We start from the raw sequence: 26,691 nt of genomic DNA, 5'->3' as shown, positions 1-26,691 counted from the left end.
CGGGATGTGTTCGAGCGCCGGCGTCCGATTGGTGGTCGTTCCCTGCAGGACGATCGTCTCCCTGTCGACGAACTCGCTGATCGCATCCGAGAGGACGGCCGCGTCGAGGTGACCGGCGTCGCGCTCGGCGGCGACGTGCTCGGCCGCCGCGGCGCGCCGCTCCCGGTGCAGCCGTCGCCAGACATCGCCGTCGCCGCCGGCGTCGCTCCCGACGCGTTCGGTGAGCCGGCGGAGGGACGCGGCCGGGTCGGCCATCACCGAGTGGTCGATCTCGAACGACCAGTTCGGGTAGGACGGCTTCGAGGGGTTCGTGTCGATCTGGACGACCTCAAGGTCGTCGGGGACCGACGTCTTCGACGGGACCCACGGGACGTCGGATTCGAGCACGACGAGCAGGTCCGCCTCCCGAACGGCGTCTGTCGGCTCCCACCCGACGTGGAGGTCGTGGTCACGCGGGAAGCACAGGACCTGTGGCATGTGCTCGACGACGCCCGCGCCGACGGTCTCGGCGAAGTCGACGAGCGCGTCGAAGGACGGGTCACCGAGCGCACTGATCCCCCCGCTCGTGACCACCAGCGGCCGATCCGCCCGGTCGAGGAGCTCGATGATCGGCGCGAGCGAGTCGTCGTCGGGGCCGGCCGGTCGGGCCGGCCGGACGGGACGGACCGCTCCCGGCTCCGCCGGCGACGGCGCTTCGAGCGCCTCCCGGGCCGCCGTAAGATACACGGGTCCCGGCGACGACGATGCGGCGCGTTCGAGCCCGCGCCTGACGATCTCGTTCGGGTCGGCGGGAAGCCGGTACTCTTGGGTCCACCGACAGTACTCCTCGACGATCGAGGACTGGTCGAAGACGTCCTGTGCGTAGTGGATCGGATTGTCCCGCGATCCGGGGTAACCCTCGTCGGTCACCGGGGAGAGCCCGGCGATCACGAACACGGGCGCGTTCGCGCGGTGGGCGTTGTGCATCGCCGCCCCGAGGTTCTGCGTGCCCACGTCGACGTGGACGAGCACGGCCTGCGGATCGCCCGACGCGACCGCGTAGCCGTGGGCGGCCGAGAGCGCGACGAACTCGTGCGGACAGACCAAGAACTCCGGGATCGCGTCGCCCGCCCCGTCCTCGCGGAGCCCCGCGGCCGCCTCGATGAACGGCGTGTGGTCGGTCCCGAAGTTCGAGAAGACGTACTCGACGCCGTGATCGGCCAGCGATCGGAGCATCGATTCGGCGACTGTTCGGTCGTCGGTGCCGTCCGCGTAGGTGGGTGCTGTCATGATCGGAAATGCGTGGTGAACTGATTCATACGGGACTGGAAATACCATCTGATAACTGTCGCGGAGTATATAATATTTACCGGACCCCCGTCCGCGAGTGAGCGCGCTACCCGCCCCGCCGTCGAGCGTTTGCCCCAACCCCTCGTTATTACTATTGCGGCACAAATGGTCAGAGCAGATGCGCCACAGAAACCCACTCCCCGATCCAACGCGGAGCGAGCGACAGCAGGGGCGCTAGCGCGATATGACGTTGCGATCCGTGTCCCGGTCTCTGTCCCCGTCGAACCTCTCGGTGCCGCTGAGCGTCGCCGCCGCGGCCGCCGTGAGGTTCGCCGCCCCGTTCGAGCCGGCCGGGGCGACGATGCTCTCGATCACCGCGTTCTGTATCGTCCTCTGGGTGGGGAACCTGTTTTCGCCAGCCTACACCGGCGTCCTCTGTATCGGGCTCATCGGGCTCGCATTCTCGCTCGACCTCGCGCTCTCGGGCTTTCGATCGCCGGCGACGTGGCTGATCGCGTTCGGCCTCGTGATGGGCGAGGCGACCCGCCGGAGCGGGCTCGCGGGCTGGGCCGGCCGCTGGGTCATCCACCGCGTCTCCGGCGACGCGCCGTCGACCGACGCCGCGCGGACGTACCGTCGCCTGCTCGTCAGCCTGTCCGCCGCGGGCCTGCTTCTCGTCTTGGTGATCCCCGTCGGCATCGTCCGGGTGCTCGTGCTCGCTCCCGTGGTGCTCGAGGTCGGCCGACGGTTCGATTCACGGCGAGTGCGCCTCGGGCTGTTCTTCGGCCCGATCTTGATCACGTATCTCGGTACCGCCGGCGTCCTCACCGGCGGGTCGCCGAACATCGTCGTGCTCGGCATCTTCGAGTCGATCACCGGGGCCTCGATCGCTTGGACCGAGTGGTTCGTCCTCATGTTCCCCGTGATGGGGGTCGGGCGCCTCCTCGTCATCGTGGGCGTCGTGTACGCGCTGTATCGACCGACGTCGGAACTACAGCTCGAGCCCGACCGCGCGGAGACGCACGCGATTGGAGGGTCCGAACGCCGGATGCTCGCGATCCTGCTCGCGGGTGTCGGCGTGTGGGTGACGGACGTCTTCCACGGACTGCACCCGGTATACGGGGCGATGCTCGTGGTCGTGCTGGCGTTTCTGCCGGTGGTCGGCGTCGCCGACTTCGAGGAGACCCTCGGCGACGTCGACTTCTCGATCCTCTTTTTCGTCGCCGCCGTGCTGGCGATCGGGCAGGGGCTGACCCAGACGAACGTCGCCACGGCGCTCGCCGAGCGACTGCTGGCGGTCGTTCCCGCCGACGCCTCGCTGTTCGTCGTCCTCGCGATCGTCTTCGCGTTCACCGTCCTTTTGATGTTCGTCATCAGCGGACTGGCGGCCGCGAGCGTCGTGACCCCGGTCGTCAGCGCGTTCGCCGCCGACGCGGGGCTCCCGGTGCTCCCGATCACGCTGACCGAGGTCACCGCGCTGATGATGCCCGTATTCCCGTATCAGTCCGCCGTGCTCGTCGTGATCCTCGCGTACGAGATCGTCGATGCCCGAGAGCTGATCCGGGTCGTCGCCGCGGTCACGCTCGCGACGATCGTCCTCCTCGTTCCGATCCAACTCGCCATCCTCTCGATCGCCGCGTAGGCGCCGCACGGGCGCGAGCGCCGAACGGAGACGACAGCCCGCGCGCGGGCGACGGGTTTTTGTATTCGCTTGCGTATTTCAGTACGATGCTCCACGCCAACGGATCGCTGCTGACGGTCGACGTGGGAGACCGGACGGCAGAGACGACAGCTATCGACGACGAACTCGAAGCGTTCATCGGTGGCCGCGGCGTCTCGACGAAGCTCGCTCACGACCGGATCCCGTTCGACGCCGACCCGCTCGGCCCGGAGAACCGCCTCTATCTCGCCTCCGGCCCGCTCCAACAGTCTTCGATGAGCTTCACCGGACGGATGAACATGACCGGCGTCTCGCCGCTCACCGGCTCGCTCCTCTCTTCGAACGCCGGCGGCTACCTCTCGCGGAACTTCGTCGGCACGGGCCACTCGGTCGTCGAGATCGCCGGCGAGAGCGACGAGCTCATCGCCGTCCACGTCAGCGATGAGGGCGTCGAGTTCGAGGCCGTCCCCGAACTCGAAGGCGCGACGGTCCCCGAGGTCACGGAGGAGATGAACGACCGGTACGGTTTCGAGAGCGAGAACCTCGTGACGATCGGCCCCGCCGGCGAAAACGAGGTCCGGTTCGCCGCGCCGATGACGTACGACGAGCGCGCCTTCGGCCGCGGCGGTCTCGGCGCGGTCCTCGGCTCGAAGAACGTCAAGTGTCTCACGTTCGAGGGCGACTCCGCACCCGACGTGGAATTCCCCAACGAGGACATTCAGATGGACGTCCACCGGCAGGCGGCGACCAGCGACGACATCTTCCGCCGGCAGGGGACCACCCACCTCGTGCAGGTCCTCAACGACAACTTCTCGCTGCCGACGCGGTACTTCTCGGAGCTGTCCTTCGAGCACGCCGAGAAGATCAACGGCGACCGCGTCGAGGAGAAGAAGTATAAGAAGGCGGCCTGTTCGGTCTGTGCGTTCGCCTGCAAGCTGCCGACCCGCGACGAGGAGAGCGGTCTGGAGACGGAGGGGCCCGAGTTCGAGACGGTGATGGCCTTCGGCAGCAACTCGGCGGTCGACGACATCGTCGAGATCATGAAGTCCAACGAGCTGTGTGACGATCTCGGGATGGACACCATCTCCTGCGGCAACACCATCGCCGCGTACCTCGCGAGCGAGGACGAGTTCGGGAACGTCGAACTGATCCACGAACTCATCGAGAAGATCGCCCACCGCGAGGGCGTCGGCGACAAGCTCGCCGAGGGCATCGACCGCATCCACGAGGACCTCGGCGTCGAGAACTGGACGGTGAAGGGGATGGACTTCGCCGCCCACGACGGCCGCGTCGTCCACGGGCAGGGGCTCTCCTACGCCGTCGGGACCCGCGGCGCCGATCACATGTTCTCGACGCTGATGATTCCGGAGTACAACGACGTCATTCCCGCGGAGGGCACCGCCGGCAAGTCCGAGTTCCTCATCGACCACGAGAACCGCAACGCGGTCCGCGACAGCGCCGTCCTCTGTCAGTTCGGCCTCGGCCGCGTCATCGAAGAGGAGGTCTTCGAGGCGCTGTTCGACGAGGACTACGAGGACATCCTCGCCGTCGGCAACCGCATCGTGAACCTCGAGCGCCACTTCGCCAATCAGCGGGGCGTCGACAGCGAGGACGACCGCCTCCCCTACGACCTCCCGGACCTCGAATCCTCGATCCAGGAGTACTACGCCGCCCGCGGCTGGACCGACGACGGCGTCGTCCCCGGCGACCTCGCCGCCGACGCCGCGCAGGCGGACTGACCGCGTCGCCTCGCGGACGCGTTCTGTTCCCGTCGGACGTTTCGTTCTCGTGTACGGCTTAGAAAAATGTATATAAGATAAATACCAATCCGTTGAGTATGGCAGAACTAGCCAAACTCGGGCACATAGCGTTCGAGACGCCCGATATCGAGGAATCATTGTGGTTCTTCCGCGACCTGATGGGGATGAAAGTCGTCGAGCGCGACGACGACACGGCGTACCTCTGTGCGCTCCGCGACTACGAGCACCACACGATGAGCCTCACCGAGGGCGAGGCGGGGGCCGTCGACCACATCGCGTTCCGCGCGCAGGACCCCGAGTCCGTCGCGGAGTTCGCCGAGCGGTTCGAAGACCTCGGCCGCGAGGTGTGGTGGACCGAGGACGGCCACGAGGCCGGTATCGGCGACTCGATCATGTTCGAGTCGGAGGCGGGCCACCGCTTCGAGATCTACTACGAGATGGACAAGCCGGACATCGACGGCGAGCAGCGCTCGAACATCCCGATGCGCCGGTACAGCCCCGAGTACGCGAACCGGGTCTACCCCCAGCGGATCGATCACACGCACGTGCAGGACGGCAACCCCGAGGCGACCGCCCGACTCTTCGAAGAGGAGTTCGACATGGGGCTGAACGAGGTCTTCAAATCCGAGGATGGCACCACGTGGGGCTGGTGGTACGCGAAGACCCCGCTCCCACACGACATCGCGGTCCACCGCCTCGAAGAGGAGAAACGCGAGTTCCACCACATCGCCTACCACCTCGATCACCTCCAGGACCTCTGGGACGCCGCGGACATCCTCTCTGAGAACAACGTCGAGATCGACGGCGGGCCCGGAAAGCACGCCATCACGAACGCGAACTACCTCTACGTCAAAGACCCCGCCAGCGACATCCGACTCGAACTGTTCGCCGGCCCGGGCTATCTCAACTTCGAGCCCGATTGGGACACGGTCGTCTGGCAGGAGAGCATCGGCTCCGAGGAGGACCACCAGTGGTTCGGCACGCAGTACAGCCTCGGCGGCATCCCGTATACCGAGTAGGCGTCGACGACTCGACGGCGCGCTCTGCGGCCGCGTCGCGTTCGGTTTCTGCGTCTCCTTGCTGCGGTTTCTTCTCGACGACGCTTCGCTATCGCGAGTCGCCTCGCTATCGATTACTCCTCGGCGAGGCGGGCGTTAACGGTCCCGATCGAGGTGAACTCGACTGCGACCACGTCGCCCGGCGCGAGATCGACCGCCGGCGTCAGCGACCCGCTCAGCACGACGTGGCCCGCCTCGATCCGCTCGTCGAGGTCCGAAAGCGTGTTCGCGAGCCACGCGACCGAGCGCGCGGGATGATCGAGGACGGCGGCGCCGACGCCGGCGGATTCGAGCGTGCCGTTCTTGTGGAGTTTGACGCCCTCAAGCGAGAGGTCGCCCCCGTCCGGGAGCGTCGTCTGCTCGCCCGCGAGATACAGCGCCGACGAGGCGTTGTCGGCGATCGTGTCCTGAATCCGGATATCCCAGTCGCGGACGCGGCTGTCGATGACCTCGAGGACGGGAAGCACGGCGCCAGTCGCCTCGAGGACGTCGAGATACGTCACCGGCGGCTCGAGCGGTTCGTCCATGATGAACCCGATTTCGGGTTCGACCCGCGGCTGGAGTAGGTCCCCGTTCGGAATCTCCCGTCCCTCGACGAACATCGTATCAAGCAGTCGACCGAAATCGGGTTCGTCGACGCCGAGTTGCTCTTGGATACCGTCGCTCGTCAGGCCGATCTTGTGGCCGACGATCTCCGCCCCGTCCTCGAGTCGGCGCTCGATGAGCCGCGTCTGGACGTCGTAGGCGTCCGCCATCGTGAGGTCGTGTTCGGCCGTGAGGCGGTCGATCGGCTCCTGCGTTCGCAGCGCCGTGTAGAGTGCCGCAGCCAGCTCCTCTCGCGTGTCTGCTGATACCATACACCCGCTTCCGGCGGAGGCGTAAAATAGGTTAGTGATCCGCCCGACGCGCGGCGCTGAGCGGGCTACGGGGACGGCCGCAACGGTCCCGAGCCGGCCGCGCGTGCCGATCCCCGACATTTATGCGACCGCCCGACCCACGGTCGGTATGGACGTCATCCACAGCGCCATTTGGGTATCGGACGTCGATCGGACGCTCGAGTTCTACGTCGGAGCGCTCGGGTTAGAGAAGACCAACGACTTCGTCGGCGGCGACGACGCCCGAAACGTCTACGTCCGCGGCGAGAGCGAGACGGAGATCCAGTTCAAGCACAACCCCGACCACGACGTCGGCGAGCCATCGACCCGTCGCTTCGACCACCTCGCACTCGAGGTCGACGACACCGACGCCCTCGTCGAGCGGCTGACCGAGGAGACCGACAGCGAACTCCTCCGCGGGCCGCTCGATTCGACGGGCGTGAGCGCGCGGATCGCCTTCGTCACCGACCCAGACGGACACGTCCTCGAGCTCATCGAGCCGCGCGACGATCTGTAAGCGCGACCGGGTCCGTACGCGCGGGGAGACGACTCCGCCGTCGACGAACGCTCGCAGCAGCCGTTTTGAAAACCGAGCCGCGAAAAACCGCAGAGCGTCCGGTGCCGATCAGTCGTCCGAGGCGGCCTCGGCGGCCGCGCCGTCTCGCTCCGCCGCGAGTCGGGAGGCGACGTCGGTGATCAGGTCCTCTTGGCCGCCGACGACCTCCATCTCCCCGAGTTCGACCAGAATCTCGCGGGGGTCGATGCCGTAGCGCTCGCCGGCGCGGCGGGTGTGCCGGAGGAACGACGAGTAGACGCCGGCGTAGCCGAGCATCAGCGAGTCGTTGTCGAGTTCCGGCATCTCGTCGTCGTCGATCATCGGGACGAGGACGTCCTCTGCGGCGTCCATCACGCCGAAGAAGTCCGGGTTGATGTCGTAGCCCGCCTTTTCGAGGACGCCGACGAGGACCTCCATCTGCGCGTTGCCCGAGCCCGCGCCCAGCCCGCGGAGACAGCCGTCCGTCGTCACCGCGCCCTCTTCGAGCGCGGCGAGCGTGTTCCCGATACCGAGCCCGAGGTTGTTGTGGGCGTGGAAGCCGACGTCGATCGAGAGCTCGTCGACGAGCGGGCGAATGCGGTCGCGGACGTCGTTCGGGAGCAGCGCGCCCGCCGAGTCCATCAGGTAGACGGCGTCGGCGCCGTACTCCTCCATCAGCTTCGCCTCTTCGAGGATCCGCTCGGGCCCGGCCATGTGCGAGAGCATCAGCAGGCCGTTGGCCTCGAGGCCGCGGTCTTTGACGTAGCCGAAGTGGTCCTCCGAGATGTCGGCCTCGGTGACGTGCGTCGCGATCCGACAGATGTCGGCCCCGCGGTCGACGGCCATATCGAGTTCCTCGACGGTCCCGATACCGGGGAGTAACAGCACCGAGAGCTGCGTGTCGGTGAGTTCGGGGACGACCGCGTCGAGGTACTCCTCGGTCGTGGCCGCCGAGAACCCGTAGTTGATCGAGGAGCCGCCCATCCCGTCGCCGTGGGAGACCTCGACGACGTCCATCTCGGCGGCGTCGAGCGCCGCGGCGACCTCGGCCATCTCCTCGGGGGTGAACTGGTGGTCGACGGCGTGCATCCCGTCGCGGAGCGTCATGTCGACCAGCCGCACGTCAGCGTCAGTCATCGCTCACACCTCCGATAGCGTCGGCGTCGGCCGGTTGCTGTGCGACCCGTTCGGCGGCTCCGAGTGCTGCGCTTGTCATGATGTCGAGGTTGCCCGCGTAGGGGGGCAGGTGCTGTCCCTCGCCCTCGACTTCGATCATCGTGGTGAGGATGATCGAGTCTTTGAGGTCGAAGGCGACGTCGTCTTGGTCTTTGACCGTCGGTTCGAGCGTGACGTCGTAGCCGGGGACGTACGTCTGGACCTCCGATTCGATATCCGCGACCGACTCGCGGACCTCGTCGATGTCCGCGCTCTCGTGGACCATCGTGTAGACGGTGTTCCGCATCATAATCGGCGGTTCCGCCGGGTTCAGCGTGATGATCGCCTTCCCCTCGTCGGCCCCGCCGACCTCCTCGAGGCCCGCGGCGGTCGTCTGCGTGAACTTGTCGATGTTCCCTCTGGTCCCCGGTCCGGCGCTCTTCGAGGAGATGTGCGAGAGCATCTCCGCGTACTTGACGTCGGCGACGCGGTCGACGGCGTGCACCAGCGGGATGGTCGCCTGTCCGCCGCAGGTGACCATGTTGATGTTGTCGTTCCCGCTCGCCAGTACCTCCTCGACGTTGACCACGGGGACGGTGTAGGGGCCGATCGCGGCCGGCGTGAGGTCGACAGCGAACAGGCCGAGATCCTTGTAGACGGGGGCGTGCTGCTCGTGAATCCCCGCGCTCGTGGCCTCGAAGACGACATCGAACTCGTCTGCGTGCTCTTTGACGCTGTCGATACCGTCGGTCCCGACGTCGACGCCCTCATCGACGGCCGCCTGTAGCCCTTCCGACTCCTCGACCGGGAGGATACCGATCATCCGCTGGAGATCGATCTCCTCTCCCCGATCGAGTATCTTGTACATCAGGTCGGTACCGATGTTACCCGGTCCGACGATCGCCGCATCTAACGACATATCCACCTATATGAATCTGACGTACAAATAACTTCGCTTGGCAATCAGGAGGACAGCCCGCGACTCGACCAGCGGCGGCGGGAGGGGCCGCCGAAAGCCTAGAACGGGTACTGGCGAGGCTCGCGCTGGACAGACGTCCACTTCGTCTGCGTGAACTCGTCGATGATCCACTGGCCGTTGTACCGGCCGAGACCGGAGTCTTTCACCCCGCCGAAGGGCACGTGGGGCTCGACGTTGACCGTCTGGTCGTTGACGTGGACCATCCCGGCCTCGATCTGGTCCGCGACGTCTCGGGCGCGGCCGCGGTCGGCCGAGTGCACCGAGGCGGCGAGCCCGTACTCGGTGGCGTTCGCTAACTCGACGGCCTCCGCGTCGTCACCGAACGGGATGATCGGTGCGACGGGGCCGAAGTGCTCGTTACACGCCGCCGCCATATCGTTCGTGACGTCCGCGATGACGGTCGGCTCGACGAACAGCCCGTCGGCCTCGCCGCCCGTCAGGAGCGTGCCGCCCTCCTCGACCGTCCGCTCGATGTACGCCATCATCTCGTCGCGCTGGTCCTCGTTGATGATCGGTCCGATCACGACGTCGTCGTCGAGCGGATCGCCCACCTTCAGAGCCGCGGCGCGCTCGGCGAGTCGCTCGGCGTACTCGTCGTACAGCGACTCGTGGACGAGGTGGCGGTTGATCGAGATGCACACCTGTCCCTGGTTCCAGAACGTCCCGAAGACCCCGGCGTCGACGGCCTGATCGAGGTCGGCGTCTTCGAGCACGACGTGGGGGTTGTTGCCGCCGAGCTCCAGCGCCGGGAAGGCGAAGTGGTCGATGGCGTTCTGGCCGACGAAGCGGCCGGCCTCCGTCGACCCTGTGAAGGCGACGACGTCGCAGTCGGGGTGAGCGGCCGTCCGGTCGCCGGCGACGGACCCCTCGCCGGGGACGACGTTCAGCACGCCGTCGGGGAGTCCGGCCTCCTCGAACAGCCGAGCGAGCAGCAGCCCCCCGGAGATCGACGACTCCTGTGCGGGCTTGAGGACGACGCTGTTGCCGAGGGCGATCGCGGGCGCGACCGCGCGGATCGAGAGCTTCAGCGGAACGTTCCACGGCGAGATCACGCCGACGACGCCGACCGGTTCGCGCTGGATGATGTTCTCCTTGCCGGGGATCTTCGACTGGTTGTGGCCGCCGGAGGCGCGGAACGCGAACGAGGCGGCGTCGTGGACGAACGTGACGGTTCCGCCGTGTTCGATGTCGTGTCTGGACTTCGTGGCACCGGTCTCGACCGCCAGTATCTCGCGGATCTCCGACTCGTACTCGTCGATGAGGTCGGCCGTCCGCCTGACGACCGCCGCGCGCTCGTCGGGCGTCGTCGTCGCCCAGTCCGCCTGTGCCCGCGTCGCCGCCTCGAACGCGCGGTCGACGTCCTCGACGCTCGCGGCGGGGACGGCTGTGATCGACTCGCCGGTGGTGGGATTCCGCACGTCGATCTGGTCTCGCCCCTCGGGGGTGATCCACTCGCCGTCGATATAGAGGGCGTTCCACGGGGCGTCGATCGAGACTGTCGGGGCTGGTTCGGCTTCGGACATACACGTCGTACGACGGCACGCACGAGTAAAATAATGTCGGCATCGGTACCGGGGGATCATTATATACCGAACGTGTTCGAGTAACTGTTTTCACTTACCTTCCGGTACCTCCTCACCCACCGGACGGAGCGCCGTCTGTCGAAAGTATAATGAGTCCACCAGTGGACGTGAGTGATGTATGCCACTCAGCCAAGACGAGATCGACAGCCTCGCGACGACGCTCTATGAGGCCTACGACCGGAAGGAGCCGATCGCCCCGCTGTCCGACGAGACGGAGTTCTCCACCGAGGACGCCTACCGCATTCAGTTCGAGGTGTTCGACCGCCTCAGCGCCGGCGGGCGCGAAGACATCGTCGGGCACAAACTCGGACTCGTCAGCGAGGCGAAACAGGAGCAACTCGGCATCCCGGAGCCGATCTTTGGCTACGTCGCCCACGAGACAGTACTGGAGAACGAGCCGGTCCCGACCGACGAGATGATCGCGCCGCGAATTGAGGCCGAGATCGGCTTCATTCTGGACGAGGACCTCGAACCGCCCGTCTCGACGATGGACGTTCTCACGTCCACGCGGGCCGTCGTCCCCGTCGTGGAGATCCTCGAGAGCCGGTTCCAAGGCTGGTCGATCCCCTCCGCCCAAGACGTGATCGCCGATCTCACCTCCGCCGGCAAGGTCATCGTCGGCGAGCAGTACCGCGACGTCACCGACGTCGACCTGAAGATGGAGAGCGTGGCCGTCTCCGTGAACGGCGAGGTCGAGGCGACGGGCCTCGGAGCGGACATCATGGGCAATCCCGCCCGTCCGGTCGCGTGGCTCGCCGAGCGACTCGACGACGTCGACGACGGTCTCCGCGCGGGCGAACTGGTGATGAGCGGGGGCATCTCCGCCGCGATCGACATCGAACCCGGCGACGTCTACACCATCGAGTTCGCGAACCTCGGTTCGATCGAAGTCCGCGCCGAATAACGCGCACGAGCCGACCGTTTTCTCACCGAGAATAATCCCCCATATCGTTTTCTATACGAAAATCCAGTGAGACGTGCGAAAACGTCTGTCTTAGGGCGTCGCACTCGGAACAACGACCGGGTGTCGCTCGCGATAACATACGTACGCCTGTTTCGTTCCGGTGAATAGGGATGCGTCCGCGGGACGATCACAGCTCCGAGTTATCGGACTGAAAACGGACTCGTCACTCGATCAGCTCATAGAGGTTGCCGGCGAACACGTCGGCCTTCGTCGCCTCGTCGACGTCCATCGCCTCGACGGCGTCGATCGTGACGTCGACGGTTTGGCGCCCTCGCTCGGGGCTGAAGGGGTAGTCCGTGCCGAATATGACCCGTCCGTCGTCGAAGAACGACTCCGCGCATTCGAGCGCCGGCGTCGACCCCGAGACGGCCGTGTCGGCGTAGAACTTCTTGAAGTACTCCTCCGCGGGTTCGGACAGGTCGGCGGCGTTCTCGTGAAAGCCCGGGTAGTTCTCCGGGTAGGCCTGCCGCTGCTGGTAGAACATCTCGATGCGTCGGCCGTAGTAGGGGACCATCCCGCCGCCGTGGTGAGAGACGATCTTGAGGTCTGGGTACGCCTCCATCACGCCCCCGAAGACGAGCCGCGACAGCGCGAGCGTCGTGTCGAACGGCCAGCCGAAGAGCCGGTGTTCCATGTACTCCGAGGCCCACTCGTACCACTCCCAGAGCTGCGGGTGGATCCACAGCGGGGTGTCGGTCGCCTCCGCGCGCTCGAACAGCGGCCAGAAGCGGTCGTCGTCGAGGGGGCGCCCGTCGATGTTCGAGAAGATCTGCACGCCCGCCATCTCTAGGTCATCGACGCAGCGGTCGAACTCGGCCATGAACTCCTCGCTGACCATCGGGATCGTTCCGACGGGGATGAACGAGTCGGGGTTCTCGTCGGCGAGGCGGCGGACCTCGTCGTTCGCGAGGCGGGTGATCTCGAGGGCGAGGTCGTGATCCATCCCCTGAAACAGCGTCGGGAGCGCGAGCGTGATGACCTGTTTGTCGACGCCGTAATCCGCCATGTCTTTCTTCCGTCCCTCGACGTCCCAGAGGAACTCCGGTCGCCCCGAGAGCCCCTGAAACCCGAACTCGGCGGTCAGGTCCTCGAAGAACCGTTCGGTGAGGATGTGCGTGTATCCGTCGACTATCTCCGGCATACCCGCTACTACACTCGACCGAGATGATAATAGTTCTCATACGGTCGGTCGGGTCCGGCTACGAGGCGTCCCGCGAGACGCCGACCACGGGACGTCGGCGCGACTACTGTCGGGCGTACTTGATGTCCAGTGCGAGTTCGTGGGCGGTGCTCTCGACTTCGGCGGTGATGTCGTCGTCGAAGCCCGCGTTCCCCAGCCGCTTCGTCGGAGCGGAGATGCTGATCGCGCCGAGCACGTCGCCGCCGAGCTGGACGGGAGCGCCGATACACGTCAGCCCCTCGGTCCGCTCTTCGTCGTCCGTCGCGTACCCGCGTTCGCGGATCCGTTCGAGGTCCTCGAACAGCTCCTCGCGGTCGGTGATGGTGTTCTCCGTGGCCCGTGGCAGTCCCCACCGATCCAGAATCTCCTCGACGCGCTCGCGGGGGAGGTGTGCGAGAATCGACTTGCCGATGCCGATATTGTGCATTCGGAGCCGATAGCCGACGTGCGTGTCGAGGTTGACGGCGTAGTTTCCCCGGGACTGATACAGATACACGGCGCGGCCGTTCTCCTCGGTCGCCAAGTTCGCGAGCATCCCCGTGTCGCCCGCGAGCTGATCAATCTTCGACCGTCCGTACCGGTACAGCGGCGACCGGCTCCGGACGTGCCCGCCGAGAGAGAGGAACTTCAAACTGAGCGCGTACTCGTCGCCGTTCTTCTCGACGTACCCGTGCTCTCTGAGCGTACTGAGGTGGTTGTGAATCCCGCTTTTGCTCATCTCGAGTTCGGATTCCAGCTCAGTGAGTCGAAAGCCGTCGTCGGCGTCGAGCGTCTCGATCAGTTGCAGCGTCTTTTCGGTCGTCCGAACGGGATGGTTCGCCTTCTTCTTCATAGGCGACTGGACGTGATACTGCTACATACGTTTTCGGTATGAAAACTACGCGCCGCCGAGAAAATAATATAAACATAAATAAATTTAATAATTCTCACGGAAGTTTAGGATGTTAGTGGCAGATATAAGATTCAACCGGGTTATTCGTCCAATCTATAAGGACAGCGACCGTCTTCTCGGCTATAAACTACTCAATTAGAAAATTCATAATATTACTCATAATACTGTAAAACAAATATGTGTTTATATATTTCCGATTACAGATTCTGCGTTTGCAAAATTTATAACACCCTCGTTAGAACGTCTCACTATGTCCGATGTAAATCCCTTCGAGAGTTTACAGGAGCAAGTGGACGACGCGGCGGCGCATCTCGACGTCGGCGACGACGTAATCGACCGGTTGAAACACCCCGAGCGGGTGCTCGAACTCAACCTCTCCGTCGAGTTGGACGACGGAACGGTCGAGCGGTTCAAAGCGTTCCGCTCGCAGTTCAACGGCGACCGGGGTCCGTACAAGGGGGGCATTCGCTATCACCCGGGCGTCACACGCGACGAGGTCAAAGCGCTCTCCGGGTGGATGGCGTACAAATGCGCCATCGTCGACATCCCGTACGGCGGCGGCAAGGGCGGCATCGTCGTCGACCCCGACGAGTATTCGACGGACGAACTGGAGCGGGTCACGCGCTCGTTCGCGACCGAGCTCCGCCCGCTGATCGGCCCCGACCGCGATATCCCCGCACCGGACGTGAACACGGGCCAGCGGGAGATGAACTGGATCAAAGACACCTACGAGACGCTCGAACACACGACCGCACCGGGGGTCATCACCGGGAAGGCGATCAGCTCCGGCGGGAGCGCGGGGCGCGTCGAAGCCACCGGACGGTCGACGATGATCGCCGCGCGCGAGGCGTTCGAGTACCTCGGCGGAGACATCTCCGAGGCGACCGTCGCGGTGCAGGGCTACGGGAACGCCGGGTCGATCGCGGCGTATCTACTCGAGGACCTCGGGGCGACCGTCGTGGCCGTCTCCGACTCCTCTGGCGGCGTCTACGACCCCGACGGACTGGACGCCCGCGCGGTGAAAGCGCACAAGAACGAGACCGGCTCGGTGACCGGCTACGGGGACACCGAAGCGTGCACGAACGAGGAGCTGCTGACGCTCGACGTCGATCTCCTCGTCCCCGCGGCTCTCGAGAACGCGATCGACGGCGATCTGGCCGAGGAAGTCGAAGCCGACGTGATCGCCGAGGCGGCCAACGGGCCGCTCACGCCCGCCGCCGACGACGTCCTCACCGACCGCGACGTCCTCGTGATCCCGGACATCCTCGCGAACGCCGGCGGCGTCACGGTCTCGTACTTCGAGTGGGTGCAGAACCGACAGCGCTTCGCGTGGACCGAATCGCGCGTGAACGAAGAGCTCGAATCGGTCATCACGAGCGCGTTCGGCGACTTGGTCGACGCCTACGAGTCCCACGACCTGCCGAACTTCCGCACCGCGGCGTACGTCGTCGCGATCCAGCGCATCGTCGACGCCTACTCCGAGAGCGGCAACTGGCCGTAGGCCCGAGGCACTCGGCCGGATCCGATCACTCGTCCGTCCTTTCGCTCGTCGTGACGCGGTCGACGCGTCGCTGCCGACGCCGACACACCGGGTTTCGACGCCCCGGATCCAACGCGCCGACACCGACCCGAGCGATTCAAGTTTCTGCCCCGCGGGTACGTAGACGATGCGTCAGGACCACCTCATCTCCGCGACACAGCTCTCGCGGGCCGACATCGAGGCGGTGCTCGACCGCGCGGCGGAGATCGACGCCGATCCGGCCGCTTGGCAGGGTCGCCGCGCCGGCACCGTACTCGGTCTCTGCTTTTTCGAGCCGAGCACCCGCACGCGGATGAGTTTCGATGCGGCGATGAAGCGACTGGGGGGACAGACGATCGATATGGGGCCGGTCGAATCCTCCTCGGTCAAGAAGGGCGAAACGCTGGCCGATACGATGCGCGTCGTCGAGGGGTACGCCGACGCGATCGTCCTCAGACACCCCTCCGAGGGCGCGGCGAAGATGGCGACCGATTTCGTCGACGTGCCGCTCGTCAACGCCGGCGACGGGGCCGGACAACACCCCACGCAGACGCTTCTCGATCTCTACACGATGCGTGAAAACGCCGGGCTGGACGGGATCACCGTCGGGATCATGGGCGATCTGAAGTACGGGCGGACGGTCCACTCGCTGGCCTCGGCGCTGACGAACTTCGACGTCCGCCAGCACTTCATCAGCCCCGAGAGCCTCAGTCTCCCCCGGAGCGTCCGCTACGACCTCCACGCGTCGGGCGCGCAGGTCCGCGAGCACACCGCCCTCGACGACGTGCTCACGGACCTCGACGTCCTCTACGTCACCCGCATCCAGCGCGAGCGCTTCCCCGACGAGAACGAGTACCTGAAGGTCGCCGGCGAGTACCAGATCGACGTCGCGGCCCTCGAGGCAGCCAAGGACTCGCTGACCGTGATGCACCCGCTCCCCCGCGTCGACGAGATCGCGCCGGACGTCGACGGGACCGACTACGCCACGTACTTCGAGCAGGCGCACAACGGCGTCCCCGTGCGGATGGCGCTTTTGGATATGCTCTTGGCGAACGCCGAACCGGAGGGAGACAGATGACAGACACCGACGCAGACCGGGAACTCCGCGTCTCGAAGATCCGAAACGGAACCGTCATCGACCACCTCGCGGCCGGGCAGGCGCTGAACGTCCTCGCACTGCTCGGCATCGACGGATCGGGCGGCGAGAGCGTCTCGATCGGGATGAACGTCCCCTCCGACAAGCTCGCGACGAAGGACATCGTGAAAGTCGAGGACCGGGAGTTGAGCCAATCGGAGGTCGACGTCCTCGCGGTCATCTCCCCGGAGGCGACGATCAACATCGTCCGGGAGTACGAGGTGATCGAAAAGAAGCGAATCGACCGCCCCGAGGCGGTCTCCGGCGTGCTCGCGTGTCCGAACCGCAACTGCATCACAAACGCCGACGAACCGGTCGAGACACGGTTTGCCGTCCTCGACGACGGGCTCCGCTGTGAGTACTGCGGTGAGATCGTCCGCGAGGACGAGATCGCGACCCACCTCGACGTCGCCTGACCGATCTCCCGCCCGACGGGGGCGGCCGAGCGACCGAGGGGAAACCACTTTGTACCGAGGGCAAGTACTCACGGGTATGTCCGGAAAATCGAAGTTCATCCTGGTACTGGCTCTCATCGCGCTCGTGTACTTCGTCGTCTCGGGCGGCGACGAACCCGTCGAAGTCGATATCGACGAGGAGTAACCACGGGACGCGGCCCGCCGATCGAACGCCAAACGAACGTGAATGGACGCCGAACGAACGCCGAGCCTATTTTTCGAAGACGTCCTCGATGAGCCGCTGTTCGGCCCGCTGGAGTCGGTACTGTAGCGTCGACCGCGGCACGTCGAGGTCGTCGGCGAGCTCTTCGATCGTCGTCTCCCGGGGAACCGCGTAGTATCCGCGGTCGACAGCGGCCTCGAGGACGGCCCGCTGCTCGGCCGGAAGACGCGCGGTGACCGGCGCGCGCGGGGCCCAGTCGCTCACCTCCGTGAGTTGTTTCATCTCCAGGGACAGGCCGTCTCTGAGCCTCGATTCGATCGTATCGAAGAGCGTGCCGAGTCGGCGACCCGAGGGAAGCAGGGCCCGCCACTGGTACTCGTCACGCTGGCGTTCGGTCCGGAGCAACACGCCGTCACCGACGTACTCGGCGGCGAGGTAGGGAATCGAGTGACACAGGTCGACCTCCTCGCGGTGCGTGTAGATCACCCGGTGGGCCGACCGCCGGCCGAGCAGTTCATACCGGCGTCGCGACTCGCAGTTCTCCGCGTGGAGGCACTCGTTACACCACTCCTCGTCGAGATAGACCCGCTGAATTCGGTCGAGTGCGTCCTCGCTCCCGAGGAGGTGGTCGACTCGCCACATGCTCTGAGTCGTCGAAAAGCACGCCGTCGAGACCGCTCGAACGTCCGGGCTGTCGATGAATCGGTCCATCAGACGGTCGACCCCCGATTCGTATTGGACCGTGAAGACGAGCTCGCGCATAGCTTTGACTTGGTATATGCCAATATAATTGTACCGATAGCTTGAAAATACTCAAACGAGATTAGTCGGATAAATCTGGATATCTGGTGCCTATCATACCGTTATATTGAATTTAATTGTCTGTGGGTTCACGATTCTCGTTCGATAATTGGCTATATCCAGCACAAGATTCAATCACCATCCGGCCGTTCGTTCACACGGAGGCTCGAACGATGGCCGACGAAAAACAGCACGCGAGTGGCAGTGTCGCCCCGGGAGATACGAGTAAGCGCGTCGGTGCCGAGGTGATCCGCGAACGCGGTGTCGACCCCGAAGAGCTCCGCGAGAAGCTGATCGACGCGATCGGCGCGGAGTTTACCACCTACTACTACTATACGAACCTTCGAATGCACCTCGCAGGCGAGGAGGACTACAAGGAGATCACGGAGGACGCTCGATTGGAGGACCGAGCCCACTTCGAGTTGGTTCTGCCGCGGGTGTACGAACTGGGCGGAGCCCTGCCGAACGACATCCGCGACTTCGCCGACCGGGCTTCCTGCCCGGACGCGGAGGTCCCCACGCCGATGGACGACGCGGGCGGCTTCGACGTCTCGGAGCTCGACGTCGCGGACATCCTCGAAGTGCTGCTCGAGGCCGAGCGGTGCGCGATCCGGACGTGGAGTGAGATCTGTGATATGACTCACGGTGCGGACCCGCGCACCTACGATATGGCGGCGCGCATCCTCAACGAGGAGATCGACCACGAGGCGTGGTTCATCGAACTGCTGAGCAAAGAGCGAGACGACGAGATCAATCCGGCCGGGCACTTCATCCGCGGTGAGCCCGGTGACGCGCCCTACTCCACGAACAACCGCTTCAACGACTCGGCGTAGCCTTCTCTCCTAATTTTTCAATGAGCGGCGACGAGACGGCGGCGACGGCGACGACGTATTCGGTCGAGCTACGCGTTCCGCCGGACGCGCCGCTCGAACAGGCGGGCCAGACCGTCGAGATCGCCGTCGATAGCGACGAGTACGTCCTCTCTCGCGCTCGCGAGGAGGGCATCTGGCTCTCCGCCGACTGCCAGCAGGGGTGGTGCACCACGTGCGGCGGCCGGCTGCTCGACGGCGAGATCGATCAGTCGGACGCGCGTCGGTACTACGAGGTGGACCGAGACGCGGGGTTCGTCCTGCTCTGCGTCGCCAAGCCACGATCGGACCTCGTCGTCGAGGTCGAACAGCGCGGGGCGCTCCTCCGCCACCGCGCGGCCCACGATCTTCCGCCCGGCTCCTCGAAGCTGTGACTACCGCCCGATAGCGGTGACCGACTCGACACCGGCGTCTCGCGCCGGGCACCCACTCGGCGACGACACGGAACGCTTCCTCGGCGGACTCGCGGCCAACGCACCGAAGACGCCCTTCACTACCAGTCGCCCTCGGGGGCGTAGGGGTAGCTCCACAGCGTCACCTGCAGGACGACGGACTTGAACCACGCGTGGTACATCTTATCTATCTCCGCCGCCGAGCGGTCGCTGTTTTCGAGGAACTCGCGGACGGTCGCCGTGATCGGGTAGATGAACGCGATTAGGTACCGGAGATCGATGTGCGGGACCGCGTCCACGTCGTCGGTCCGGTTCTTCCCCTCGCGGTGGTGACGACGGCCGATCTCGAACTGATACGCCAGCCACGACTCGTCGTAGGGCGGATCGCACGTGTCGCGGATCCACTGGCCGAAACGGTCCCGAACTCGATCGAGGTACTCGTCGATCGGCTCGCCGGTCTCGGCGTCGCCGAAGTACCGGACGAGGAAGTCGTGGTCGCCGACGAAGCCGTACCAGACGTCGAGGACGTCCTCGATCTGGGGTTCGAGTATCTCGCCGGCCGCTCGGAGGGACTCCTCGTCCTCCGCGGACCACAGGACCGACTGCTTGAGACGATCGAACTCCTCGGTCGTGATCGGCGGCTCGGGGACGCTCTCCGCGCCGAGTTTGTATCCCGGGATCTGTCGGTCGGTCATCGTTCCGAGTCAACAGTACACACGTAACGAGAATAAATCAGGTAGTAACGCTGATAGAAGCTCCGACACGATTTCGAACCACCTTCAGCAATGGAAACCCACGAGTCGAACGCGAGCGGGATCTGGAACCTCTTGGGCTGTAAGTGGACGTTCCACATCGTTCGGCTGCTCGACCGGCGCGACGCGCGGTTCAACCAGATCAAAACTGAGATCGAAGGGCTTCCGGCGAGCACGCTCTCAGCGCGACTCGAAAGCCTCCGAGAGGAGGGTCTCGTCGAGCGCGACGTCGACGAGACCGCGACGCCGCCGACGGTCACGTACGCGCTGACCGAGAAGGGGACCGAGCTCGCGGGAATCCTCGGGGACGTCGAGGACCTCCAGCGCCGGTACGACTGACCGGCGTTCGGCGGACGGCGGTTCGGTCCGCCCCGACGGACTGATACCGCTCGGGGCGAAACGGCGAGTATGTACGGTGTCGTCACGCGGAACGCCGAGGAGGTCGACTGGAGCGAGTTCGACGTCGGCTTCTACGAAGTCAAGGACGTGACCGGCCGGGCCGAAGCGCCGATTTCGGGCGCGGTGAACATGCTCTCGTGTTTCGGCGACAACGCGGCTGTCGATTCGAACCCCGGCCTCGCGGCTGTCGACGAGGACGGGGCTCCGGCGACGCGCGACCGACCGTATTTCGACTGGTCCTCGGTCTGTCCGACCAACGAGGAGTACCGCGCGGGCCTCCTCGAAATGGTCGAAGACTGCGCCGCCGAACACGGCGACGTCCGGCTCGACGACGTCGGATTCCCGCGCGAGGAGTACTGTCGGTGCGACCGCTGCGAGCGCCGGTTCGAGGCGAGCGACCGCGAGGACCGATTCGACTGGCGCGCCGAGGAGATCACCGGTTTCGTGAGGTCGGCGGCCGAGCGCATCCCCGGGCGGACCTACCTCACGCTGTATCCGGATCCGTACCCCGGCCACCTCTACCGCCGCGCCGGCATCGACGTCGAGGCGCTCGCACCCTCCGTCGACGAGTTCGTCGTCCCGCTGTACGACACGCAGTACGCGACGACGTACTGGCTGGAGACGATCGCCAAGGGATTCGAGAGCCTGTGCGATCCGCTCGACGCCTCGTTCTCGATCGAGCTGTACGCCGTCGACGTCGACGTGGACAACCTGATCCACGCGACGGACGTCGCCGAGGCATACGGCGAACACGTCTACTTCGGGTACGACGCCTCGAACGCCGCCGCCGGGATCCGTCGAAAGCGCGCCGACGCGCGGACGGGCGTCACGCACCGACCGGACGGCACCGGGGGGTCTGTGCGCTGAGCACGCTACAGCGGACACCTTCATCTGAGACGTCGCGGTCGCTCCGACATGTTGCGGTTGACAGTGGGGTTTATGTACGATCGCGGGGCCAGCACCCCCGTGACGTAGGGATCGCCCCGTGTCGGCTCGCGCTAGTTCGGCACATCGGCACGGGGAACGACGCGCCGACGACGCGTCCGTCCGACGGTGCCGACTGTCAGCCCATTCGCCGCGGACGCACCGCCGGCGAATCGCCCGGATCGCCCCTCGATGTCCTACTGCCGCCGTAGCTCGTCGAACGCGTCGCCGGCGAGCCCCGGACCGGCGGGCACCGACATCGTTCCGCCCTCGACGGGCGCCGGATCGGGCGCCAAATCGTCGGCGAGGAGCGATCCCGTCGCGAGCCCACAGGCAGGTACCTCCGGGATCGCGGCCGCGACGTGCAACGCCCCGACCCGGGCGACGACGGCGTCGACCGTCGTGGTGACGACGGTGGCTACGTTCTCGGCCGCCGCGCGACGCGCGACGTCGAGCGTCCGAACCGGCCCGCCGAGCGCCATCGGTTTCCCGACGAGTACGTCGGCGGCGCCGGCGGCGAGCACCGCGTCCGGTCCGAGCGCCGCGAGCGATTCGTCGAGCGCGATGTCGACGCCGCGCCCGCGGAGCGCGGCGTGCCCGCGGAGGTCATCGGGCGGAAGCGGCTGTTCGACGTAGGCGAAGTCGAGCTCGGCGGCGACGTCGAGGAGCCGTTCGGCCGTCCGCTCATCCAACGAGCCGTTGGCGTCGGCGCGCAGTTCGACCGCGTCGCCCGCGACGTCTCGGACCGCTCGAATCCGGTTCGCGTCGACCGCCGGGGCGCGAGCGCCCACCTTGATCTTGATCGCCTCGTAGCCGGCTTCGACGGCCTCGCGAGCCGCGCGAACCGTCGCATCGATCCCCCCGTCGCCGACGGTCGCATTGACGGGGACGGCGCCCGCCGGGGCGCTCTCGGAGAGAAACGCCGCCAACGGCTCGCCGGCCGCTCGCGACTCCGCGTCGACCGCCGCGAGCTCGACGCCGTGGCGGGCGGCGGGTGTCGCTCGCTCGACGCGGTCCAGTATTTCTCCCGTTCCACCGGCGTTCGCTCTGTCGCGCACTCCGTCGAGCGCGGCCTCGCACTCGTCGCGGGATTCGGTCCACCCGGGAAGCGGCGTCGCCTCGCCGACTCCGATGACTCCAGCACGCTCGGTGCGGACGACGTAGCCCTCGCGCTGTTCGATCCGCCCGGCGCCGGTCTCGAGCGCCGGCTCCACCCGCAGCGAGAACGGCTCGAAGTCCATCACAGCGGGAGGTCCGTGAGCGAGAGGCCGACGGCGAACAGGACCGCGTAGGCCGCGAGCAGCCGTCCGGTCCGTTCGAGCGTCGGGTTCAGCACCTCGCCGGCGGTCTCATCGAGCATCGTTCGCGCGATGTCGAGCGCCAGCGGCAGCGTCAGGTACGGCAGGAGCACCGCGGCGGTGAACGCCGGTCGGTCGAGGAACCACAGCGGGACCGCATACGCGAGAAGCAGCATCGCGACGAACTCCGCGCGGGCGACGCCGTAGCCGAACCGGACGGCGAGCGTTCGCTTGCCGGTCGTGGCGTCCTCCTCTCGGTCCCGGACGTTGTTGACCACGAGGATGTTCGTCGAGAGCGCGGCGACCGGGACTGCGGCGACGAGCGCGATCACCGGCAGCGTTCCCGGCGGAATCCCCGTCGAGAGCGGCGCTGCGAGCGTCGCGGCGGCCTGCACGTAGTACGTGCCCGCGACCGCGACGAGGCCGAAGAAGACGAACACGAAGAGGTCGCCGAGGCCGTGATAGCCCAGCGGGTACGGGCCGCCGGTGTAGGCGATTCCCGAGGCGACCGAGAGGAGGCCGATCACGACGATCGGCGCTCCGCCGACGTAGACGAGATACGTTCCGAGCAGCACCGACGCCGCGAACGTGAGATACATCGCTCGCTTGACCGTCTCAGGTGCGATGAGGCCGCCGGCGGTAACCCGCGTGAAACCCTCGCGGTCCTCCGTGTCGGCTCCCTTCACGGCGTCGTAGTAGTCGTTGGCGAAGTTGGTCCCGATCTGGATCAACTCCGCGCCGACGAGCGCCGCGAGCGCGGGTAGCAGCGCGAAGACGCCGTCGTGAATCGCCAGCCCGGTCCCAACGATGACCGGCGATGCGGCCGCCGGAAGCGTCTGCGGCCGGGCGGCGATCACCCACGCCCGCCGGCGCGTGATCTCCTGCGTACTCATTACTCACCTCTCAGACCGGTTCCGGTGTTAATCCTTCCATCCGCTGTTTTCCACGGCGGAATCCGCAAGACCCCTCGCGGAAAACCCCGTCTTACTGACCGGAGCGAAGCACGGCTCCTGAGGCGCTCTGCGTCCCACGGTGGCGGGGAAACAGCCGATCGGCTCGTTCTGTCGCCGGCTTTCGACGGGACCTGTGGTCCCGCCCGGATCGCTTCGCGGTGACCGCCGTGCGAAGCGCGGCGTCACTCTCCGCATCCGTCATTCGGTTCGGTGATCGGCAGGTGAAACGTTACCACACTCCCTCGAGGCTCGTTGTCAGTAATGGTCAACTCCCCACCGAGCGTGGTTGTGATCCACTCCATCACCCACAACCCGATCCCGAGACTGTGAGTCAGCGGTGTCTCCTCGCCCGACTCGATCGTCTGCCGTTCGAGCGCCGGAATCCCCGGCCCGTTATCGGCGACGGTTATTCGGAGTTGGTTGGTGGCCGGGTCCCGCTGAACCGTGATCGTCACGGCGGGCGGTGACTGATCCGTGTGGTTGATCGCGTTCTTTACGGCCTCGTCTATCGCTTTCTCGAACAGCTCCGCGTTCCGAAGTCGGATGTCTCCCCCATCGTCGATCGTAGTGGTGATGTCCGCGTCCGGATACTGTTGCCGATACGTTTCGATCAGCGACTCAATATCAAGGTGTCCCCACGTCTCGTGCGCTTCGGTCGGGTCCCAGATCGTACGAATCTCAGCCGTCCTCTCAGCAATCTTTTGCATCGATGCGGTCTGTTCTCGAATCGCCGTGAGCGACGCGTGGCGGGCGTCAGGGTCCAGATCCTCGGATTCCAACAGTTCTGCGTGCCCGTCGATTATGTTGAGGGAGTTCCGCAAGTTGTGTCGCAGCACTCGGTCCAGAACATCGAGCGTCTGCGTCGTGAGCACGTTCTCGGTGACGTCCTGTTCGATCCCCACGAAGTGCGTGATGTCGCCGTCGGCGTCCGTCACGGGGATGATTTTCTGTCTGACCTCGAATAGCTCGCCGTACTTGGTCCGGTTCGTCAGCTCCGCTTCCCAGACCTCACCGGCCGTGATTTGCCCCCATAACTCCGCATAGAACTCCTCGTCTTGTTGGCCGGATTTGAGAATCCTCGGGTTGAGCCCTATCGCCTCAGTGGCCGAGTACCCGGTCACTCGCTCGAAGCCAGAGTTAACGTATTCGATCGTTCCCTCTGGATCGGTGATCAGAATGGCCTTATCGGATCCTTCGGCCTGTTCTTTGAAAAGCGAGAGGTCCTGTTCGTGTCGTTTTTCAACGGTGATGTCCTGCTGATAACCGAGGTAGTACGTCACCGTTCCCGTGTCGGATCGGATCGGGGCGAGCGTGACGCGGTTCCAGAACATCGACCCGTCTTTCCGGTAGTTCCGCAACTCGACAGTGACGGGCTCTTCTGCCTCGATCGCGGCTCGCATCTTCCTCACTGGTTCCTCGCGTGTGTTCTCTCCCTGGAGAAACCGACAGTTCTGACCGAGAATCTCGTCTCGAGGATAGCCGGTGAGTTTACAAAACCCGTCGTTGACATAGATAAGCGGATCGTCGAGTTCGGACGGATCTGCGATCGTGATGCCGATCGGTGCCTCGTCCATCGCTCGGTGATCGAGCTGCTGACGGTCGGGAGAATGCAACTCAGCGATCGGAAACACTGACGTTTGTACCCGCTCTGTGCCGTCCCACTCGAGCAACGAACTCACGACGATAGCGTGTTGTGGCTGGTCAGTGTTCGTCCGCAACTCGACGGACAGTCCGAGGGCGGCTGCGTCCTGATTTTCGATGCGGGCCACCTGTTCACGGAGGGGCGCGTGATAGTCCGGCGTGACGAGATCTGTGAGCGAAGCGCCGATGAGTCGCTCTTGGGTTTCTGCCCCGACGAGTGTACAGAACGCGGGGTTCGTATAGACGATCTCTATGCCGGAGTGGATGAGAAAAGATTCCGGCATCGTCTCTGCGGACATACTCCTCCCTACTCGGTCGACTGGGGAGAGAGTTGCGGAATCGCGCTGTCGAAGCGGTCTGTGGGTGGTTGTTCGGTTGAGAACAATAGTAGTGGTTGCTGATTACGGGATGTCGCCACGCTCCGCGCGGCGTTCACCGGAAGGTTCGCCGCAGCGAGCCGCGGCACTTTTTCCCTCCAGGTTTTTGCGCGGAGGGGTCCGCAGGACCCCTCCGTGGAAAAAGGTGGGTTAGTAGTGCCAGGGGAATTGCGAGAAGTCCGGATCGCGCTTCTCGAGGAACGCGTCGCGGCCCTCTTGGGCCTCGTCGGTCATATAGCCCAGTCGCGTCGCCTCGCCGGCAAACACCTGCTGGCCGACGAGGCCGTCGTCCGTCATATTGAACGCGTACTTGAGCATTCGTATCGCGGTCGGAGATTTATCGGTCATCTCCTCGGCCCACTCGAGAGCGACGTCCTCCAGTTCGTCGTGAGCGATCGCCTCGTTCGCCATCCCCATCTCGACGGCCTCCTCGGCGGAGTAGGTCTTCCCGCGGAAGAACACCTCTCTGGCCTTCTTCTGGCCGACCTGCTTCGCGAGGTACGCCGATCCGAAGCCGGCGTCGAAGGAGGCCACGTCGGGATCGGTCTGGAGGAACTTCGCGTGCTCGGCGGAGGCGAGCGTCAGGTCGCAGACGACGTGCAGCGAGTGACCGCCGCCCACCGCCCAGCCGGGAACGACGGCGACGACGGGCTTGGGCATGAACCGGATCAACCGCTGGACTTCGAGGATGTGCAGCCGCCCCGCCTTCGCCTCGCGGACGAGCGAGTCGTCGGAGTCGTCGGCCTCGTCGTCGTCGCGGTACTCGTAGCCGGAGTCGCCGCGGACGGACTGGTCGCCGCCGGCGCAGAACGCCCAGCCGCCGTCTCGCTCTGAGGGGCCGTTCCCGGTCAGGAGCACGCAGCCGACGTCCGCCTGCTTCCGCGCGTGATCGAGCGCCGCGTAGAGTTCATCCACCGTCCCCGGGCGGAAGGCGTTCCGCTTTTCCGGTCGGTCGAAGGCGATCCGCACGGCCGGAACGTCGACCGCGCGGTGGTAGGTGATATCGTCGAAGGCGTCCGCGCCGTCGACGCGCTCCCAACGCGAGGCGTCGAAGATCTCTGAGACCATATCGGAACGAGGGGTCGGACCCCGCAAAAAGATTC

At 65.5% G+C, this 26,691-nt stretch carries 25 protein-coding genes; 12 read left to right on the top strand and 13 right to left on the bottom strand.

The features are described 5' to 3' along the window. Window positions 1-1,269: thiamine pyrophosphate-binding protein (locus ACT3HL_RS07415; protein WP_445086175.1), on the bottom strand; the 1,269-nt coding region annotated here is incomplete at its 3' end. A 244-nt stretch (window positions 1,270-1,513) separates the two neighbouring features. On the opposite strand from ACT3HL_RS07415, the gene ACT3HL_RS07410 reads away from it, so the two are divergent. From ACT3HL_RS07410 to ACT3HL_RS07400, 3 genes are all read left to right on the top strand, one after another. Further along, on the top strand, window positions 1,514-2,911 hold the full coding sequence (locus ACT3HL_RS07410; RefSeq protein ID WP_445086174.1) for an SLC13 family permease: 1,398 nt from the start codon (window positions 1,514-1,516) through the stop codon (window positions 2,909-2,911). An 86-nt stretch (window positions 2,912-2,997) separates the two neighbouring features. Then, window positions 2,998-4,668, top strand: a complete 1,671-nt coding sequence (locus ACT3HL_RS07405) for an aldehyde ferredoxin oxidoreductase C-terminal domain-containing protein (protein ID WP_445086173.1) — start codon at window positions 2,998-3,000, stop codon at window positions 4,666-4,668. A 98-nt stretch (window positions 4,669-4,766) separates the two neighbouring features. Beyond that, the gene (locus tag ACT3HL_RS07400) at window positions 4,767-5,708 is read left to right on the top strand and encodes a VOC family protein (RefSeq protein ID WP_445086172.1); all 942 of its coding nucleotides are present in this window, start codon (window positions 4,767-4,769) and stop codon (window positions 5,706-5,708) included. A gap of 113 nt (window positions 5,709-5,821) precedes the next feature. On the opposite strand, the gene ACT3HL_RS07395 is transcribed toward ACT3HL_RS07400, so the two are convergent. Beyond that, window positions 5,822-6,604, bottom strand: coding sequence for a fumarylacetoacetate hydrolase family protein (locus ACT3HL_RS07395; RefSeq protein ID WP_445086171.1), 783 nt, complete (start codon window positions 6,602-6,604; stop codon window positions 5,822-5,824). A 148-nt stretch (window positions 6,605-6,752) separates the two neighbouring features. Here ACT3HL_RS07395 and ACT3HL_RS07390 point away from each other — a divergent pair, with 148 nt between their 5' ends. After that, window positions 6,753-7,139, top strand: coding sequence for a VOC family protein (locus ACT3HL_RS07390; protein ID WP_445086170.1), 387 nt, complete (start codon window positions 6,753-6,755; stop codon window positions 7,137-7,139). 108 nt (window positions 7,140-7,247) lie between these two features. Here the strand turns inward: ACT3HL_RS07390 and dmpG are convergent, their stop codons facing one another. From dmpG to ACT3HL_RS07375, 3 genes are all read right to left on the bottom strand, one after another. Further along, entirely contained in the window at window positions 7,248-8,294 is a 1,047-nt protein-coding gene (gene dmpG / locus ACT3HL_RS07385; protein WP_445086169.1) for a 4-hydroxy-2-oxovalerate aldolase, read from the bottom strand. After that, a complete protein-coding gene (locus ACT3HL_RS07380) occupies window positions 8,287-9,231 on the bottom strand; it encodes an acetaldehyde dehydrogenase (acetylating) (protein ID WP_445086168.1) in 945 nt (314 codons plus the stop codon). Before ACT3HL_RS07380 ends, dmpG begins: the two co-directional genes overlap by 8 nt. 98 nt (window positions 9,232-9,329) lie before the next feature. Beyond that, window positions 9,330-10,814: an aldehyde dehydrogenase family protein gene (locus ACT3HL_RS07375; RefSeq protein WP_445086167.1), complete on the bottom strand. Its 1,485-nt coding sequence runs from the start codon at window positions 10,812-10,814 to the stop codon at window positions 9,330-9,332. Window positions 10,815-10,992: 178 nt separating this feature from the next. Between ACT3HL_RS07375 and ACT3HL_RS07370 the strand changes: the two genes are divergently transcribed. Next, window positions 10,993-11,778: a fumarylacetoacetate hydrolase family protein gene (locus tag ACT3HL_RS07370; RefSeq protein ID WP_445086166.1), complete on the top strand. Its 786-nt coding sequence runs from the start codon at window positions 10,993-10,995 to the stop codon at window positions 11,776-11,778. A gap of 223 nt (window positions 11,779-12,001) precedes the next feature. On the opposite strand, the gene ACT3HL_RS07365 is transcribed toward ACT3HL_RS07370, so the two are convergent. Together ACT3HL_RS07365 and ACT3HL_RS07360 are read right to left on the bottom strand one after the other, a co-directional pair. After that, complete coding sequence (locus tag ACT3HL_RS07365; RefSeq protein ID WP_445086165.1) at window positions 12,002-12,979, bottom strand: amidohydrolase family protein; 978 nt, start codon at window positions 12,977-12,979, stop codon at window positions 12,002-12,004. 103 nt (window positions 12,980-13,082) lie between these two features. Continuing rightward, a complete protein-coding gene (locus ACT3HL_RS07360) occupies window positions 13,083-13,850 on the bottom strand; it encodes an IclR family transcriptional regulator domain-containing protein (protein WP_445086164.1) in 768 nt (255 codons plus the stop codon). A gap of 310 nt (window positions 13,851-14,160) precedes the next feature. On the opposite strand from ACT3HL_RS07360, the gene ACT3HL_RS07355 reads away from it, so the two are divergent. From ACT3HL_RS07355 to pyrI, 3 genes are all read left to right on the top strand, one after another. Then, window positions 14,161-15,411 (top strand): Glu/Leu/Phe/Val dehydrogenase dimerization domain-containing protein, encoded by a 1,251-nt coding sequence (locus ACT3HL_RS07355; protein ID WP_445086163.1) that lies wholly within the window; start codon window positions 14,161-14,163, stop codon window positions 15,409-15,411. A gap of 166 nt (window positions 15,412-15,577) precedes the next feature. Further along, complete coding sequence (gene pyrB / locus ACT3HL_RS07350; protein ID WP_445086162.1) at window positions 15,578-16,507, top strand: aspartate carbamoyltransferase; 930 nt, start codon at window positions 15,578-15,580, stop codon at window positions 16,505-16,507. Continuing rightward, window positions 16,504-16,980 (top strand): aspartate carbamoyltransferase regulatory subunit, encoded by a 477-nt coding sequence (pyrI, locus tag ACT3HL_RS07345; protein WP_445086161.1) that lies wholly within the window; start codon window positions 16,504-16,506, stop codon window positions 16,978-16,980. Before pyrB ends, pyrI begins: the two co-directional genes overlap by 4 nt. Window positions 16,981-17,230: 250 nt before the next feature. On the opposite strand, the gene ACT3HL_RS07340 is transcribed toward pyrI, so the two are convergent. Next, window positions 17,231-17,944 carry a helix-turn-helix domain-containing protein gene (locus ACT3HL_RS07340; protein WP_445086160.1) on the bottom strand — a complete coding sequence of 238 codons (714 nt, stop codon included), beginning with the start codon at window positions 17,942-17,944 and terminating at the stop codon, window positions 17,231-17,233. 212 nt (window positions 17,945-18,156) lie between these two features. On the opposite strand from ACT3HL_RS07340, the gene dps reads away from it, so the two are divergent. After that, a complete protein-coding gene (gene dps / locus ACT3HL_RS07335) occupies window positions 18,157-18,816 on the top strand; it encodes a DNA protection during starvation protein (RefSeq protein WP_445086159.1) in 660 nt (219 codons plus the stop codon). Window positions 18,817-18,836: 20 nt separating this feature from the next. Next, window positions 18,837-19,226 carry a 2Fe-2S iron-sulfur cluster-binding protein gene (locus tag ACT3HL_RS07330; protein ID WP_445086158.1) on the top strand — a complete coding sequence of 130 codons (390 nt, stop codon included), beginning with the start codon at window positions 18,837-18,839 and terminating at the stop codon, window positions 19,224-19,226. A gap of 119 nt (window positions 19,227-19,345) precedes the next feature. Here the strand turns inward: ACT3HL_RS07330 and ACT3HL_RS07325 are convergent, their stop codons facing one another. Beyond that, window positions 19,346-19,939 carry a protoglobin domain-containing protein gene (locus tag ACT3HL_RS07325; protein ID WP_445086157.1) on the bottom strand — a complete coding sequence of 198 codons (594 nt, stop codon included), beginning with the start codon at window positions 19,937-19,939 and terminating at the stop codon, window positions 19,346-19,348. 90 nt (window positions 19,940-20,029) lie between these two features. Here ACT3HL_RS07325 and ACT3HL_RS07320 point away from each other — a divergent pair, with 90 nt between their 5' ends. Together ACT3HL_RS07320 and ACT3HL_RS07315 are read left to right on the top strand one after the other, a co-directional pair. Further along, window positions 20,030-20,335, top strand: a complete 306-nt coding sequence (locus ACT3HL_RS07320) for a winged helix-turn-helix transcriptional regulator (protein WP_445086156.1) — start codon at window positions 20,030-20,032, stop codon at window positions 20,333-20,335. Window positions 20,336-20,404: 69 nt separating this feature from the next. Then, window positions 20,405-21,262, top strand: a complete 858-nt coding sequence (locus tag ACT3HL_RS07315) for a hypothetical protein (RefSeq protein WP_445086155.1) — start codon at window positions 20,405-20,407, stop codon at window positions 21,260-21,262. Between the two features lie 254 nt (window positions 21,263-21,516). Here the strand turns inward: ACT3HL_RS07315 and ACT3HL_RS07310 are convergent, their stop codons facing one another. From ACT3HL_RS07310 to ACT3HL_RS07295, 4 genes are all read right to left on the bottom strand, one after another. Beyond that, window positions 21,517-22,560: an enolase C-terminal domain-like protein gene (locus tag ACT3HL_RS07310; RefSeq protein ID WP_445086154.1), complete on the bottom strand. Its 1,044-nt coding sequence runs from the start codon at window positions 22,558-22,560 to the stop codon at window positions 21,517-21,519. After that, a complete protein-coding gene (locus ACT3HL_RS07305) occupies window positions 22,560-23,510 on the bottom strand; it encodes a 1,4-dihydroxy-2-naphthoate polyprenyltransferase (RefSeq protein WP_445086153.1) in 951 nt (316 codons plus the stop codon). The genes ACT3HL_RS07310 and ACT3HL_RS07305 overlap by 1 nt, the downstream gene beginning before the upstream one ends. Before the next feature lie 242 nt (window positions 23,511-23,752). Further along, complete coding sequence (locus tag ACT3HL_RS07300; RefSeq protein ID WP_445086152.1) at window positions 23,753-25,510, bottom strand: PAS domain-containing protein; 1,758 nt, start codon at window positions 25,508-25,510, stop codon at window positions 23,753-23,755. Window positions 25,511-25,738: 228 nt separating this feature from the next. Then, window positions 25,739-26,656 carry a 1,4-dihydroxy-2-naphthoyl-CoA synthase gene (locus ACT3HL_RS07295; protein ID WP_445086151.1) on the bottom strand — a complete coding sequence of 306 codons (918 nt, stop codon included), beginning with the start codon at window positions 26,654-26,656 and terminating at the stop codon, window positions 25,739-25,741. Window positions 26,657-26,691: the final 35 nt, after the last annotated feature.

This window comes from Halobellus sp. GM3, from assembly GCF_052545375.1.
The sequence above is the reverse complement of the archived record's forward strand: the minus strand, read 5'-3'. Positions and strand labels throughout refer to the sequence as shown.